Raw genomic sequence first — 14,955 nt, 5'->3', positions numbered from 1 at the left:
GTCGGCCGACCGCGCCCCTCTTTCCTTGTCCGCTCAAAAGCCGGATCAGCGCGCCGGCGTCAGATATTTGTTCAGCCAGCCGAACACCTCATTGTGCCATTGCAGGCTGTTGGCCGGCTTCAGCACCCAGTGGTTCTCGTTGGGGAAGACGATCAGGCGGCTGTCGATGTTGCGGCCCTGCAGGGCGGTGAAGGTCGACAGCCCCTGCGCGGTCGGGATGCGGAAGTCGCGATCGCCCTGAACCACCAGCATCGGCGTCTTCCAATTGTCGACGTGATTGGCCGGGTTGAACTTCTGATAGCCCTCGGGATTGCGCCACGGCGCGCCGCCGTATTCCCACTCGGTGAACCACAGCTCCTCGCTGGAATACCCCATGGCGAAGGTGTCGAAGACACCGTCATGGTTGACCAGGCACTTGAACCCGTCGGGCCAGTTGCCGGCGATCCAGTTGATCATATAGCCGCCATACGAGGCGCCGAGCGCGCAGGCGTTCTGGCCGTCCAGGAAGCCGTATTTGGCCTGCGCCGCCGACCAGCCCTTCTTCAGGTCCTCCAGCGGGCGATCGCCCCAGTGCTGGCTGATCGCGTCGGTGAAGGCCTGGCCGTAGCCGGTCGAGCCGTGAAAATCGATCATCACCACCGCATAGCCAGCGCCCGCATAGGTTTCGGGGTTCCAGCGATAGGACCAGCCGTCGCCGAACGAGCCCTGCGGCCCGCCGTGGATCAGGAAGGCGACCGGATATTTGCGGCCCTCGACATAGCCGACCGGCTTGATGACATAGCCGTGGACCGTCTCATTGTTCCAGCCGGGGAAGCTGAACTGCTCATAGTCGCCGAACGCCTTGGCGGCGAGGGCGGGGTTCGACTGCGTCAGGCGACGGGGCGTCTCGCGACCCAGATAGGTCTTGAAATACAGGTCGCCCGGCTCGCGCAGGCTGTCCTGGGCGAAGACGAAGCCCGAGGCCGTCTGCTGGAAGGCCGAGACGTGGCCCGGCCCCGTGATCGGCGTCACCACGCCGTTGCGCGTGTCCACCGCGAACAGTCTGGTCGAGCCGACGTCGCCGGCGGTCGTGTACAGGGTCTGGCCGTCGCGCGACCATTGCAGCGTATCGGCCGACCGATCCCAGTTGGAGGCGATCTCGCGCTTCTGGCCCGTCGCCACGTCCATCAGCACGATCTGATAGCGGTCCGCTTCAAAGCCCGGCCGCGCCATGGCGCGATAGGCCAGGGTGCGTCCATCGGGCGAAAACACCGGACCGGCGTCCCAGGCCTTGTTGTCCGCCGTCAGATTGGTGAAAGTCCCGTCGCCAGACAGGCCATTGGTCTTCCACAGGTCGAAGTTGGTGCTCCACGGCTCGGTCTGGCCCGCCAGACGCGCGGAAAAGACCACGGCGTCGCCCGCCGGGGTGAAGACGAAATCGCTCTCGTCGCCGAACGGCTTGGAGGGTGTGTCGCCGTCGAAACCCTTGGTCACCCAGGCCGGGGTTCCCGTCGCCTTACCGTCGCGGCCGATGGACTGGACGAACAGATGGTTCTGGGTGTGGTCGTTCCACGTATCCCAGTGGCGAACGAACATGCGGTCATAGACCTGGCCGGTCGACTTCCGGTCGGCCATCGCCTTGCCCATCTCGACCGAGGCGTTCAGGTCGGCCGCGTTCGGATAGACGGCCAGGGACGCCGCCACCTTGTCGCCGGTCGGGCTGACGCGATAGGCGTTCACGTCCAGCGGCAGATTGGTCACCTGAACCGGCGCCGCCGTGGGCGAGGCGACGCGCCAGACCTGGCTGGCCCCCGACTTGCCCGACAGGAAATACAGATTGCCGTCCCCGCCCCAGCGCGCGGTGTTGGCGCCCTGGTCCGAGATGGCCAGCCGGCGCGGCGCGGCGTCCGGCGTGTTCAGGTCCAGCATCCACAGGCTGCCCGAACGGCTGTTGGCCGCCACGTCCGTCGTCGTCACCGAATAGACGACATAGCGCCCGTCCGGCGAAACCTGCGGATCGCCCAGCCGGTTGGCCGAGATCATGTCCTGATAGGTGAAGGCGTCCGACGTCGCCGGAACCGCCGGCTGCGGCGCGGCCGGAACCTGCGCCAAAACAGGCGCGGCGGCCATCAGGGCGCCCGACAAGGCGATGCTCGCGCAGGCGGCGGACAGAAGGGAACGGTGGCGCATCAAGCTCTTCCTCGGAAATCTTGCTGCGGCAAGGCGTAGCACCGCCGCACCTCGGGCGAAAGTTGCCGTGAACGGAGGTGGAGATCGCGCATCTTGCCCCTTTGGACCGAACCGGCGACAAGCGGTCTTCCATGGATTCAGTCTCCCTCCCCGTCCGACGTCAGCCGCACATCGTCGATGTGCTGATCGCCGAGCGGGCGCCGCGGCTGACCGCCTCGCCGCTGTGGCCCGTGGTGCGTCCGGCGCTTTACGGGGTGCTGGGCTACGGGGCGGCGGTGCGGATGGCCGACGCGATACAGCCGCTGTCGGGGGCCGGGACCTTCGACCATGTGTCCGACCTGCTGAGGCTGAAGGTGACGACGACCCATTTGGACCGCCTGCCCGCGACCGGCCGCTGCGTCGTGGTGTGCAACCATCCCACCGGCATCGCCGACGGGGTCGCCGTCTTCGATGCAATCAAACAGCGGCGCAAGGACATGATCTTTTTCGCCAACGCCGACGCCATCCGCGTCTCGCCCCGGCTGGACGAGACCATCATCCCCGTCGAATGGGTGACCGACAAACGCACCCGGGAAAAGACCCGCGCCACCCTGAACGCAGCCAAGGCGGCGTTCGAGTCCGAACGCTGCGTCGTCATGTTCCCCGCCGGTCGTCTGGCGCGCGAGCAGAACGGCGTCCTGACCGATCCCGAGTGGGCGCCGACCGCCGCGTCGATGGCGCGCAAATACGATGCGCCGGTCGTGCCGATGCACGTCACCGGCCCCTACAGCCGCCTGTTCCACCTGTTCGACAAGGTCTCGCAGGAGTTGCGCGACGTGACCCTGTTTCACGAGTTGCTGAACAAGGCGGGCAAGCCGTTCGGCGTCGATGTCGGCCTGCCCATCCCCGCCGACCGGCTGGACGTGGACGCCGCCAGGGCCACCGAGGCGTTGAAGACCTTCACCGAACGCACCCTGGCCGCCGATCCTGACGCGGTGTTCGCATGAAGATCGCCCTGCCCGACGCCGAGGCCACGACCCGTCTGGGTCAGATCATCGCGCCCCTGCTGGCGCCCGGCGACAGCGTCCTGCTGTACGGCCCGCTGGGCATGGGCAAGTCGACCCTGGCGCGCGGCCTGATCCGCGCCCTGACCACGCCGGACGAGGATGTGCCGTCGCCGACCTTCACCCTGGTCCAGTTCTACGACAGCGATCCGCCCGTCGCCCATTTCGACCTCTATCGCCTGACCCGGTCCGAAGAGGCGTTCGAGATCGGGCTGGACGAGGCGCTGGACGAAGGCTGCGCCGTCATCGAATGGCCCGAACGGCTGGGCGACGATCCCGGCCCCTTCCTGGGGCCCGACCGGCTGGTCGTCGTCCTTTCCGAGCAGGGCGACGGCCGCCTTGCGACCGTTTCCGGCGCAGGCCGGTGGGAAACCCTGATCGACCATGTCCGTCCCTGACCGCGAAACCCTCCGTCTCGACGTCCTGAAGGCCGCCGGCCTGTCCGAGGCCGTGCGCGCCCCCCTGCCCGGCGACGCCTCCACGCGGCGGTACGAACGGCTGACGCCCGCGACCGGCCCGACCCTGATGCTGATGGACCAGGCGCCCGCCGCCGAAAGCCCGCCCTGCGATCCGTCGTGGACGCCGGACCAGCGTCGCGCGGCGGGCTGGAACGCCGTCGCCCGCCTGTCGGCCGGACGGATCGAGGCCTTCGCCGCCGTCGCCGCCCATCTGAAGTCCCTGGGCCTATCCGCCCCCGAAATCCCGGCCCTCGATGCGCCGAACGGTCTGGCCGTGCTGGAGGATTTCGGCGACGCCCTGTTCGCCCGCGTCATCGAGAAAGGCGCGGACGAGACACCGCTTTATCTGGCCGCCATCGAAGCCCTGGCCGTCCTGCACGCGGCGGGCGATCCGCCCGAGACCCTGCACGGCCCCGGCGGCGACTGGCCCCTGCTGACCTATGACGAGACGGCGCTTCAGGGCGGGGCCGACCTGTTCGTCGACTGGCTGCCGAAGCTGGACGAGCGTGTCCGCTTCGACGCCGCCGCCATCGCCGACTGGCGCGCCGCCTGGGCGCCCCTCGTCGCCTCGGGCGCGGCCGGGGCCTCGGTCATGGCCCACCGCGACTATCACGCCGAGAACCTGATCTGGCTGCCCGAGCGCGACGGCGCCGCGCGCGTCGGCATGATCGATTTTCAGGACGCGGTGCGCGCCCACCCGTCCTGGGACCTGCACTCTCTGCTTCAGGACGCGCGGCGGGACGTTTCGCCCGCGCTGGAGGCCGAAGCGCTGGACCGCTATTTCGCCCTGCGTCCGGGCGTGGACCGCGCGGGCTTCATGGCCGATTACGCGGGGCTGGCGGCGCTGAACCAGGCGCGGATCATCGGCATCTTCGCCCGTCTGATCGCCCGCGACGGCAAGCCGCGCTACCGCCAGTTCCTGCCCCGGATGTGGCGGCATCTGAACGCCAATCTGGACCAGCCGTCGCTGGCGCCCGTCGCCCGCTGGTTCGACCGCCACGTCCCTGCCGAGGTTCGCGCATGACCGCCCCGAAGATCGCGCCCAAAACGGCCATGGTGCTGGCCGCTGGCTTGGGCACCCGGATGCGTCCCCTGACGGACGACCGGCCAAAGGCTCTGGTCGAGGTCGGCGGCCGCGCCCTGATCGACCATGTCCTGGACCGGCTGGCCGAGGCCGGGGTCGAACGGGCGGTGGTCAACGTCCACTGGTTCGCCGACCGGCTGGAAAGCCATCTGGCGGCGCGCGGTCGCGGCCCCGACATCCTCATCTCCGACGAACGGGCCGAACTGCTGGAGACCGGCGGCGGCCTGAAGAAGGCCCGTCCCCTGCTGGGCGACGCGCCGGTCTTCGTCGCCAATATCGACAGCGTCTGGATCGACCGGGGCGATGCGCTCGCGGACCTGATCCGCCTGTGGAACCCCGAAACGATGGACGCCGCCCTGCTGCTGGCCCGCCGCGAAGGCTCCATCGGCTTCGAGGGCGACGGCGATGTCTTCCTTTCTGACGATGGCCGCCTGACCTTCCGCGGCGACGCCCCGTCCGCCCCCTTCGCCTATATGGGCGTCCACATCACCCGCCCCGGATACGCCGACGCCGGCCCCGAGGGCGCCTTCTCCCTCAGCCCCCTGTGGCGCAAGTCGGCCGCCGAGGGTCGCCTGTTCGGCTGCGTTCTGAACGGCGACTGGATGCACGTCGGCGACCCGCAGGCGCGGGACGACGCCGAGGCGAAACTGGCGGGAGCGGCGTGAGCCTGTTCGATCCCTTTTCGGACGCCACTCAAGCAGCCGACCGCCGCGCGGTCGGCGCTAGGGAAACAGGAATGCCCCCGCGCTGGTACGCCATCCCCGCGCACCGGCCCTTCCTCGAAGACCTGGCGGCGGGGGTGCTGGCGTGGCTGGGCGACCTGCCGCCCGAGACGCTGTCGGACGCGACGATCCTGCTGCCCAATCGCCGTGCCGCGCGCGCCTTCACCGGCGCCCTGTCGAAACTGTCGGGCGACCGACCCGTTCTGCTGCCGCAGGTGCGTCCGCTGGGCGATCTGGAGGAGGACGAGCCGCCCTTCACCCCCGGCGCCCTGGGCCTGGACCTGCCGCCCGCCATCCCCGCCCTGACGCGCCGGTTCGAGATGGCGCGGATGATCGTCGAACGGTTCGATCCCGCGCTGACGCCGCTGCGCGCGCTGGACTTGGCCGATGCGCTGGGCGGCTTCCTCGATTCCTGCCAGCTGGAGGAGGTTCCCAACCCTGAGCGGATCGCCACCCTGGTCGACGGCGAAATGGCCGAACACTGGGAACGGTCGGCGAAGTTCCTGGGTCTGGCGGTCGAGGCCTGGCCCAGACGGCTCGCGGAACTGGGTCTGGTCGATCCGGCCTGGCGCCGCGCGACCCTGCTGAAACGCCTCGCCGAACTGTGGGACCAGACGCCTCCGACCCAGGCCGTGATCGCCGCCGGTTCTACCGGCACCGTCCCCGCCGCCGGCCAGGTACTGAAGGCGGTGGCCAAGGCGCCGCTGGGTTGCGTTGTCCTGCCCGGTCTGGACCTCGATCTGGACGCGGACGTCTGGGACCGGCTGGACGAGCAGCATCCGCAGAGCGCGATGAAACGGCTGCTGGATCGCTGCGAGATCGCGCGCGGTAGCGTCCGTCCCTGGTTCCGCCCCGCGACATCCGCCGCCGTCGAGGCGCGGGGTCTGGCCCGCCAGCGGGTGGTCAACGAGGCCCTGCGTCCGGCCGAGGCCACCGACGACTGGCGCGGCGCCATCCGCGACATCCGCGCCGCCGCTGTCGTGCGCGGCGAGGCCCGCGACCCCATCGCCGAGGGCTTGCAAGGTCTGTCGCTGCTGACCGTCCGCGCCGAGGAAGAGGCCGCCGCCGCCATCGCCCTGATGATGCGCGAGGCCCTGGCGACGCCCAATCCTGATGGAACGGGCAGGACCTGCGCCCTCGTCACGCCGGATCAGGCCCTGGGTCGCCGCGTCGCTGCCCGGCTGGAACGCTGGGGCGTCATCCCGGATTCCTCGGCCGGCAGCCCCCTGTCGCGCCTGCCCGCCGGCGCCCTGGTCGATCTGTGTGCGCGTTGGATCGCCGATCCGGTCCAGCCGCATCTGCTGCTGGCCGTGGTCAAACATCCGCTGGTCCGGTTCGACCTCGGCGATGCGTCTCAGGCGGCGGCGGTCGCCGCGCTGGAGGAGCACGCCCTGCGCGGTCCCCGCCCGCGCGACTTTTCCGCCCTGCATCGCCGCCTGCTGGAGGCGGTCCAGCCCGACCGGCGCGGCAAGGCCCCGCCCGAGTGGAAACAGGCCCGGCTGTCCGCCGCCGCCCGACTGGTCGACCATCTGCAAGCCGCCGTCGAGGCGGCGACCGCCGTCTTTACGCCCACGGCCGACCTGAACCTCGCCGCCTCGGTCCTGACCCGGCTGATCGAGACCCTGGCGGGCCAGAACGCCTGGGCCGGTCCGGACGGAGAGGCCGCCGCCGGCCTGTTGTCCGGCCTGATCGAGGGCGGGGCGTCGCTGGGCCGGGTCCGGCGCGCGGAGCTGGCCGAACTGGTCGCCGCCCTGGTCAAGGAGACGGTGGTGCGGACCGGCGGGGCCACCCATCCCTCGCTGCGGATTCTGGGCGCCATAGAGGCGCGGCTGGTCCGCGCCGACCGGATGATCCTGGCCGGGCTGGAGGAAGGCGTCTGGCCCCAGGCCGCCCCGACCGATCCCTTCCTGTCGCGCCCGATGCGCAAGGCACTGGGCCTGCCGCCGCCCGAACGCCGCCTGGGCCAGACGGCGCAGGACTTCGTCCAGGCCGCCTGCGCCGACGAGGTGATCCTGGTCCACAGCGAACGACGCGGCGGCCAGCCCGCCGTCCGCTCGCGCTGGCTTTGGCGGCTGGAGATGCTGACGCGCGGCGCCGATGCGAAGGAGACGCCCGTCGCCCTGTCGCGCCCGACGACCGTGCTGGACTGGGCCCGCGCGCTGGACGCCCCCCCGCCCGGCCCGCCGCGCTTCGCCAAACGGCCCGAGCCGCGCCCGCCGGTCCATCGCCGCCCGCGCAGCCTGTATGTCACCCGCATCGAACGCTGGGTGCGCGACCCCTACGCCATCTACGCCCTGTGGGTGCTGGGGCTGGAGGCGATGGAGCGGCCCGGCGCCTCGGCCGAAGCGCTGGCGCGCGGCAACGCCGTCCACGCCGCCGTTGAACGGATGACGCTGGACTGGCCCAACGCCCTGCCCGACGATTGCGAATCTATCCTGCACGACCATCTGCTGCGCGAACTGGGCGCGCGCGGGTTCGAGGACGCGGCCATGGCGCGCGAGGCGCCCCTGGCCCGCAACTGCGCCCGCTGGCTGACCGAGTTCGAGCGTCGGCGTCGCGCGCGCGGCATCGACATTCTGGTCGAACAGCAGGGAACGATGACCTTCGACGCCCCCGCCGCTCCCTTCACCGTCAAGGCCTTCGCCGACCGGATCGAGCTGGCATCCGACGGAGCGGCGGTGATGGACTTCAAGACCGGCGCGGCGCCATCCGCCAAACAGGTCAAATCCGGCTTCGCCCCGCAACTGACCCTGACCGCCGCCATCCTGGCCGACGGCGGATTCGAACGCACCAACGGCCCGGTCACGCCCGACGAACTGACCTATGTGCGCGTGGTGGGGCGCAAGACGGCGGGCGAGGTCATCACCCGCGCCTCGGGCCTCGAAGCCGCCGACCTGGCCCAGGCGGCGCTGGACGGGCTGAAGCGCCGCGTCGCCCGGTTCGACGACGAAAACACCCCCTACGTCTCCTGGGCCGCGCCCCAGTTCATGGGCAATCAGGGCGGCAACTACGACCATCTGGCCCGCGTCTGGGAATGGTCGGTCATCGGCGACGGGGACGACGGCGAATGAGCATCTCCCCCCAGACCGTCGCGGCCGACCCGCGCCTGACCGTCTTCGTCACCGCCAATGCCGGCTCGGGCAAGACCACCACCCTGGTCAACCGGGTGGCGCGGCTGCTGCTGGATCAGGTCGATCCCGGCGCCATCCTGTGCGTCACCTACACCAAGGCCGCCGCCGCCGAGATGCAGGCCCGGCTGTTCGACCAGCTGGGCGGCTGGGCCGTGCTGGACGACGCGGCCCTGTCGCGCGAACTGGCCCGGCTGGACGACGGCGACCCGCAGGCGATGGACCATGCCGCCCTTTCGCGCGCCCGCAAGCTGTTCGCCCGCGCGCTGGAGACGCCCGGCGGGCTGAAGATCCAGACCATCCACGCCTTCTGCGAAAAACTGCTGCGTCGGTTCCCGCTGGAGGCCGGGGTCTCGCCCCGCTTCACCGTGCTGGAAGACCAGGCCGCGACCGCCCTCAGCCATTCGGCGCGCGAGGATCTGGCCCGCGCCGCCGTCGCCGACCCGGACGGTCCCATCGGTCTGGCCTACAGCCATTTCGCCGTCGAACTGGACTGGCAGAGGTTCCAGGCCCTGCTGTCGATGATCGAGGCCCGCCGCGCCGACCTCTTGGACTATATCGACCGGGCCGAGGCCGGAACCGCGCCCGATCCCTGGTCCCTGACCGGCGCCGAGCGCGACCGCGCGCCAGAGGATCTGGAGCGGGATTTCGTCGCCTTCATCGACCCCGGCGAATGGAACCGCATGGCCGAGGCCATGGAAACCGGCTCGGCCAACGACAGGAAGATCGCCGACGCCATGAGCGTGGCCGCCCCGCCCTACGCCGGTTTCGCGGCCCTGGCCGGGGTCTTCTGCACCCAGGCGGGCGAACCGCGAAAGAGCATGGGCACCAAGTCGGCGCCGCAGGGGTCGGTCGGGTGGCTGCTGGACATGCAGGCCAAATTCCTCGCCACGCGCGACGCCCTGCGCAAGGCCAAGGTCGCCGACGACACGGTCAAGGTCCTGACCCTGGCCCGCGCCCACTCCGCCTTCTACGAGACCGCCAAGGCCCAGCGCGGGGCGCTGGACTTCCCCGATCTGGTCGCCCGCGCCGCCGCCCTGCTGACCCGGAGCGGGGCCGCCGCCTGGGTGCTGTACAAGCTGGACGGCGGGGTCGATCATGTCCTGATCGACGAGGCTCAGGACACCGCCCCCGAACAATGGGCCATCGTCCGCGCCCTGACCGGCGAATTCTATTCCGGCGAGAAATCCGGCCGCACCGTCTTCGCCGTCGGCGACGAGAAACAGTCGATCTATTCCTTCCAGGGCGCCCGGCCCGAGCGGCTGCGTCAGGAAAGCGGCGCCTTCCTGGCCCTGGCCGAGGGCGCGGGCGAGCCCTTCGCCGGGCCGGAACTGAACACCTCCTACCGTTCGACGGAGGAGGTGCTGGCCTTCGTCGACGCCGTCTTCGCCGATCCCGACCGCACCCGCGCCCTGACCGGCCCGCAGGGCGACATCGCCCGCCACATCCCCGCGCGCACGGGCCAGCACGGCGCCATCGACCTGTGGCCCCTGTTCCTGGACGAGCCCGCGCCCGAGACCGACGCCTGGGACGATCCGGTCGATCAGGAAGGCGCCGGCAGCGCCAGAAAACGCCTGGCCCGCGACCTGGCCCGCGAAATCCGCCGCCAGGTCGAAAGCGGCGTCGCCGTCTTCGACCGCACCACCCGCGACCTGCGCCCGGCGGGATACGGCGACTATATCGTCCTGGTCCGCCGCCGCGATGCGACCTTCGAGGAGATCATCCGCGCCCTGAAGACGGAAGGCGTCCCCGTCGCGGGCGCAGACCGGCTGAAACTGTCCAGCCATGTCGTGTTCGACGACCTGATCTCCCTGGCCCGGTTCGCCCTCTTCCCCGACGACGACCTGTCCCTGGCCGAGGTGCTGCGCAGCCCCCTGTGCGACGTGGACGAGGACGGCCTCTACGCCCTGGCCGGGCGCGAGAACCGCAAGCCGGGCCAGTTGTGGCGCGACCTGCGCGACCGGGCCGGCGAACGCCCCGAATGGACCCGCGCCCGCGACGCGCTTCAGGCCGCCATCGGCGCGCGCGGCGGCGATCCCTTCGCCTTCTTCTCCCAGGTCTTGAACCGGGTGGACGACTCAGGGGTTTCGGGTCGCGCCCGCATCCTGGCCCGGCTGGGCCGCGAGGCGGAGGAGGCCATAGACGAGACGCTGAACCAGGTTCTGGCCGCCGAGAACCGCGGCGCCGTCGATCTGGAGACCTGTCTGGCCCAGCTGGAGGCCGCCGACGTCGAGGTGAAGCGCGAGCTGGAGGGCGCGCGCGGCGAGGTCCGCGTCATGACCGTCCACGGCGCCAAGGGGCTGGAGGCGCCCATCGTCATCCTGCCCGACACGACCATGAAGGCCAAGGCGCAGGGCCCGTCCCTGATGCCCGCCGTCACCCCGGAGGACGAAGGCGAGGCCTGGCTGATGGCCCCCGGCTCGGCAAAGGACGACTGCCCCGCCTCGGCCGACGCCCGCGCCGCCCGTCAGACGCGCACGGACGACGAGACCCTGCGCCTGCTCTATGTCGCCCTGACCCGCGCGCGGGATCGGGTCATCGTCATGGGCCGCGCCTCCAGCCGGGGCGCCGAGGCCGGCAGCTGGTGGTCGATCATCGCGGACACCTTCGACCGGCTGGGCGAGCGGGTGCGCGAGGTCGAGAACGGCGTGCGCCGCTTCGGCGTCGATCCCGAACGTCGGCCGGTCACGGCCGCCCCGGCCGGATCGGCCGCCGTCCTGCCCGTCTGGGCCGCCGCCGCCCCGCCCGCCGACGCCGCCGCCCGCTTCGCCTCGCCGTCGCGGATGGAGGGGCAGGTCCGCATCCCCGCCCCTTCGCCCCTGGCCCGCAGCGAATCCGGCGGCGCGTCCCTGGGCCGGTTCAGGCGCGGCGACCTGATCCACCGGCTGCTGGAGCGGCTGCCCGACATCGCCCCCGCCGACCGGGCGGACGCGGCCGCGCGCCTGTTGTCGCGAGAGACCGATCTGGACGCGGCCCAGCGCGCCGAGATGATCGCCGCCGCCTTCTCGGTGCTGGACGACGCCCGGTTCGCCCCCGTCTTCGGCACAGGGTCACGCGCCGAGGTCGCCCTGACCGGGTCCGCGCCCGACCTGCCGCCCGGCGTCGCCATCAACGGCCGCATCGACCGGCTGGTGGTCATGCCGGAACGGGTTCTGGTCGTGGACTACAAGACCAACCGTCCCGCCCCCGCCGCCCTCGACGCCGTCGATCCGGCCTATGTGCTTCAGGCGGCGGTCTATGTCGCCGTCCTGAAACGCCTCTATCCCGACCGCCCGGTCGAGGCCGCCCTGGTCTGGACCGACGGCCCGCAACTGATGCCGATCCCGCAGGCGATGCTGGAGGCGGCGCTCACGCCCTGACCCGCGTCATCTTCAGGCTCGCCTCGTCATCCTCGCCCTCCCCCGTCATCCTCGGGCTCGACCCGAGGATCGGGCGCACCGCCGCTCATGCGAACGGGCCACGCACCGCCCGATCAAGACCCGGCCCTCGGGTCGAGCCCGAGGGTGACGGCGGATGAAGGGAAGAGTTGAATTGCCCGCGATTCGCTCCCACATCTGCCCCAACGCCGGGGTTGGTCCCGGAGCCCACAACACGCGCTCAAGCAGCGAGGCCCCGCGGGCCGAGCGATAGCGCCCCAAGGAGCCATTCATGGCGACTGTAAAAGTCACCGACGAAAGCTTTGACGCCGACGTCCTGAAAGCCTCGACCCCCGTGCTGGTCGATTTCTGGGCCGAATGGTGCGGCCCCTGCAAACAGATCGGTCCGGCGCTGGAACAGATCGCCGACGAACTGGGCGGCCAGGTCACGGTGGCCAAGATCAACATCGACGACAGCCCCATGACCCCGTCCAAACTGGGCGTGAAGGGCATCCCGACCCTGATGCTGTTCAAGGACGGCCAGATGACCTCGATGAAGGTCGGCGCCATGCCCAAGGGCAAGATCGTCGAATGGCTGGCCGAGGCCGGCGTCAAGACCGACGCCTGATCCTTCGCCGCCGTTGAAGATTCAATCGCCCGCCGGTCCCGACCGGCGGGCGTTTTCTTTGGCTTGGACCGGATTGACCGCCCGTCACAATCGCGCGACCGTCAGACGATGAAACTACAGGCCTCGCTGAGCGCATCCGTCCTGCTGTTGTTCACCCCGGTTTCGGCCTGTGCGCAAGCCGCCGAATGGGTCCAGTCGGAATATGGCTTTAATGTCAGTTTTCCTACCCATGCGACGGTGTGCGACGCCGTCTCGGGCGACCACAAGGTCGGCTGGTTTCTGCCGCTAGAGGGCGACTGCAACGGTGCGACGCGACGTGTCATCGTTCTGGCCAGCTATAACGCCGCCTTCCAGACCTCGCCTGACGCCATAACCGACTGCAAAGGCGCCCGCGCCAAGCGCGGCGGCGTCGATCTGGCGTTCCTCGGCCATCGGTCAGCGACCTGCCTTGAACACCGCCCGGATGGCGCAATCTTGGCGACAGTGGCCACCCAGGCTTGGCCTCAGCCCGCGCCGTCGGGCGATACGGGGGAAGATAGGGCGCCGTGGATCAACTATTACGCCTATTTGGAGAGTACGCCCTCAAGGTTGGATGAAGACATGCGGACCTTCCGCCGTGTGGTTGAAACCGTAAAGATCACTTCACCTGCGCCCTAGCCATCGGCTGCGCGGCTGCGCGGTTGCGCTGGCCGTGCTAGGCATGCCGCCATGAGCGACGAAGACCCCATCATCAAGCCGGCGGACGCCGACGACATCCCCGGCGAAACCCCGGTCCAGAAGGCCCTGCGCCTGAAGACCGCCAGGCTGGACGCCCGGCCCAAGCCCCCGCGCGGCGGCCGTTTCCAGCGCGAACAGGCCGCCCGCGTCGCCGCCGGCAAATCCAAGCCCTGGATGACGCGGTAGTTGTCGATCGCCCTCCCCGTCCCGGGGAGGGTGGTCGCGCCAGCGACCGGGCGTGGGCGGGTCGCCAGGGGCGCGCTTTACGGATTTGCGAAGCGTTGCACGGCCGCCCCCGCCCGACCTCGCTATGCTCGGCCACCCTCCCCCGCAGGGGGAGGGAGAGGGTCTGGCGATGCTCAGTCCGGCCAGGTCTCTCGGCTGGCCCCCAGCACCTCGCCCGCCAGATACAGCGAGCCGCAGATGGCCACGCGGCCGGCGCCTAACCGCAGGGCCAGCCTCAAGGCTTCATCGACCGATCCGACGGGCGTGGCGGCCAGGCCATGGCCGCGCGCCACGGCGGCCAGGGCCGCAGGATCGGCCGCCGCGCCGTCGAAGCCGACGGTGAAGACGGTGGCGTGGCTGTCCTTCAGGGCGGCGAAGAAACCGCCCGCGTCCTTGTTCGCCAACATGCCGCAGATCAGGGCCAGCGGACGCGGCGCCCGCGCCTGACGCTCGGCCAGAAACGCGGCCAGCGCCCGCCCGGCATGGGGATTATGCCCCCCGTCCAACCACAGTTCGGCCTCGGCCGCCCTGGCCGCCTCGCCATAGGGACCGGCCGAAATCCGTTGCAGCCGCGCGGGCCAGCGCACGGCCTTCAGCCCCTCGGCGATCGCGGCCTCGGGCAGGTCCAGCTCGATCGCCGCCGCCACGGCCAGGGCCGCATTGTCGATCTGGTGCGCGCCCGCCAGGGCCGGCGCGGGCAGGTCCATGAACAGTTCGGCGGTCTGGAAGGCCATGCCGCCCCGCTCGGGCCAGGCGTCGAAATCCACGCCCAGCACCGTAAGGCGCGCGTGGACGTCGGCGGCGCGGCGTTCGATGGCGGCCATCGCCTCTTCCCGCTGACGCGCGATCACCGCCGGGGCCCCGGCCTTCAGCACCCCGGCCTTTTCCGCCGCGATGCCCGCCAGATCGGTCCCCAGGAATTCGGCGTGGTCATAATCGACCGGCGCGATCACGCTCAGCAGCGGCCGCTCGATCACATTGGTCGCGTCCAGAACCCCGCCTAAGCCCACCTCGATGACGGCCAGGTCGGCGGGCGTTTCCGACATGGCCAGGAAGGCGGCGGCGGTGGTGCTTTCGAACACCGTCGCCTCGCTGCCGGTCTCGGCCATCGCCGCCTCGATCCGGTCCAGGATGGCGTTCAGCGCCTGATCCTCGATCAGTTTTCCGGCCAGCCTGATCCGCTCGTTGAACCGCACAAGATGGGGCGAGGTGTAGGCGTGGACCCGCAAACCCGCCGCCTCGGCGATGGCGCGGATCATCGCCACGGTCGATCCCTTGCCGTTGGTGCCCGCCACATGCACCACCGGCGGCAGTCGATGCTGAGGATCGCCCAGCGCCGCGCACAGCGCCCTCATCCGATCCAGCGACAGGTCGATCCGTTGCGGATGCCGCGCCCGAAGACGCTCGGAGATCGGGTCCAAGGCG

General features: G+C 70.6%; 11 protein-coding genes. 9 read left to right on the top strand and 2 right to left on the bottom strand.

All coding sequences use genetic code 11. From position 1 onward, the window contains the following. Positions 1 to 45: 45 nt before the first annotated feature. Positions 46 to 2,169, bottom strand: a complete 2,124-nt coding sequence (locus P0Y50_06720) for a S9 family peptidase (GenBank protein ID WEK41296.1) — start codon at positions 2,167 to 2,169, stop codon at positions 46 to 48. A 131-nt stretch (positions 2,170 to 2,300) separates the two neighbouring features. Between P0Y50_06720 and P0Y50_06715 the strand changes: the two genes are divergently transcribed. The 9 genes from P0Y50_06715 to P0Y50_06675 all read left to right on the top strand — a co-directional run bounded on the left by P0Y50_06715 (position 2,301) and on the right by P0Y50_06675 (position 13,491). Next, positions 2,301 to 3,155, top strand: coding sequence for a 1-acyl-sn-glycerol-3-phosphate acyltransferase (locus P0Y50_06715; protein WEK41295.1), 855 nt, complete (start codon positions 2,301 to 2,303; stop codon positions 3,153 to 3,155). Further along, positions 3,152 to 3,610, top strand: a complete 459-nt coding sequence (gene tsaE / locus P0Y50_06710) for a tRNA (adenosine(37)-N6)-threonylcarbamoyltransferase complex ATPase subunit type 1 TsaE (GenBank protein ID WEK41294.1) — start codon at positions 3,152 to 3,154, stop codon at positions 3,608 to 3,610. The genes P0Y50_06715 and tsaE overlap by 4 nt, the downstream gene beginning before the upstream one ends. Next, positions 3,597 to 4,694, top strand: coding sequence for a phosphotransferase (locus P0Y50_06705; GenBank protein WEK41293.1), 1,098 nt, complete (start codon positions 3,597 to 3,599; stop codon positions 4,692 to 4,694). Before tsaE ends, P0Y50_06705 begins: the two co-directional genes overlap by 14 nt. 29 nt (positions 4,695 to 4,723) lie before the next feature. Further along, positions 4,724 to 5,419 carry a nucleotidyltransferase family protein gene (locus P0Y50_06700; GenBank protein ID WEK41538.1) on the top strand — a complete coding sequence of 232 codons (696 nt, stop codon included), beginning with the start codon at positions 4,724 to 4,726 and terminating at the stop codon, positions 5,417 to 5,419. Between the two features lie 71 nt (positions 5,420 to 5,490). Beyond that, a complete protein-coding gene (gene addB / locus P0Y50_06695) occupies positions 5,491 to 8,547 on the top strand; it encodes a double-strand break repair protein AddB (protein WEK41292.1) in 3,057 nt (1,018 codons plus the stop codon). Then, positions 8,544 to 11,963 carry a double-strand break repair helicase AddA gene (gene addA, locus P0Y50_06690; protein WEK41291.1) on the top strand — a complete coding sequence of 1,140 codons (3,420 nt, stop codon included), beginning with the start codon at positions 8,544 to 8,546 and terminating at the stop codon, positions 11,961 to 11,963. The genes addB and addA overlap by 4 nt, the downstream gene beginning before the upstream one ends. A 289-nt stretch (positions 11,964 to 12,252) precedes the next feature. Further along, positions 12,253 to 12,588, top strand: coding sequence for a thioredoxin (gene trxA, locus P0Y50_06685; protein ID WEK41290.1), 336 nt, complete (start codon positions 12,253 to 12,255; stop codon positions 12,586 to 12,588). Between the two features lie 108 nt (positions 12,589 to 12,696). After that, positions 12,697 to 13,245 (top strand): hypothetical protein, encoded by a 549-nt coding sequence (locus P0Y50_06680; GenBank protein ID WEK41289.1) that lies wholly within the window; start codon positions 12,697 to 12,699, stop codon positions 13,243 to 13,245. A gap of 51 nt (positions 13,246 to 13,296) precedes the next feature. Beyond that, on the top strand, positions 13,297 to 13,491 hold the full coding sequence (locus tag P0Y50_06675; GenBank protein ID WEK41288.1) for a hypothetical protein: 195 nt from the start codon (positions 13,297 to 13,299) through the stop codon (positions 13,489 to 13,491). Positions 13,492 to 13,664: 173 nt separating this feature from the next. On the opposite strand, the gene P0Y50_06670 is transcribed toward P0Y50_06675, so the two are convergent. After that, complete coding sequence (locus tag P0Y50_06670; GenBank protein ID WEK41287.1) at positions 13,665 to 14,951, bottom strand: bifunctional folylpolyglutamate synthase/dihydrofolate synthase; 1,287 nt, start codon at positions 14,949 to 14,951, stop codon at positions 13,665 to 13,667. Positions 14,952 to 14,955: the final 4 nt, after the last annotated feature.

The organism is Candidatus Brevundimonas colombiensis (assembly GCA_029202665.1).
GTDB classification, from domain to species: domain Bacteria; phylum Pseudomonadota; class Alphaproteobacteria; order Caulobacterales; family Caulobacteraceae; genus Brevundimonas; species Brevundimonas colombiensis.
Note: the sequence above shows the minus strand (reverse complement) of the source record. Positions and strands in the feature narration are given on the sequence as shown.

Excerpts from the sequence above, each read along its gene's own strand:
- P0Y50_06720 (WEK41296.1), bottom strand. The coding sequence starts at position 2,169 with ATGCGCCACCGTTCCCTTCTGTCCGCCGCCTGCGCGAGCATCGCCTTG.
- P0Y50_06715 (WEK41295.1), top strand. The coding sequence starts at position 2,301 with ATGGATTCAGTCTCCCTCCCCGTCCGACGTCAGCCGCACATCGTCGAT.
- tsaE (WEK41294.1), top strand. The coding sequence starts at position 3,152 with ATGAAGATCGCCCTGCCCGACGCCGAGGCCACGACCCGTCTGGGTCAG.
- P0Y50_06705 (WEK41293.1), top strand. The coding sequence starts at position 3,597 with ATGTCCGTCCCTGACCGCGAAACCCTCCGTCTCGACGTCCTGAAGGCC.
- P0Y50_06700 (WEK41538.1), top strand. The coding sequence starts at position 4,724 with ATGGTGCTGGCCGCTGGCTTGGGCACCCGGATGCGTCCCCTGACGGAC.
- addB (WEK41292.1), top strand. The coding sequence starts at position 5,491 with ATGCCCCCGCGCTGGTACGCCATCCCCGCGCACCGGCCCTTCCTCGAA.
- addA (WEK41291.1), top strand. The coding sequence starts at position 8,544 with ATGAGCATCTCCCCCCAGACCGTCGCGGCCGACCCGCGCCTGACCGTC.
- trxA (WEK41290.1), top strand. The coding sequence starts at position 12,253 with ATGGCGACTGTAAAAGTCACCGACGAAAGCTTTGACGCCGACGTCCTG.
- P0Y50_06680 (WEK41289.1), top strand. The coding sequence starts at position 12,697 with ATGAAACTACAGGCCTCGCTGAGCGCATCCGTCCTGCTGTTGTTCACC.
- P0Y50_06675 (WEK41288.1), top strand. The coding sequence starts at position 13,297 with ATGAGCGACGAAGACCCCATCATCAAGCCGGCGGACGCCGACGACATC.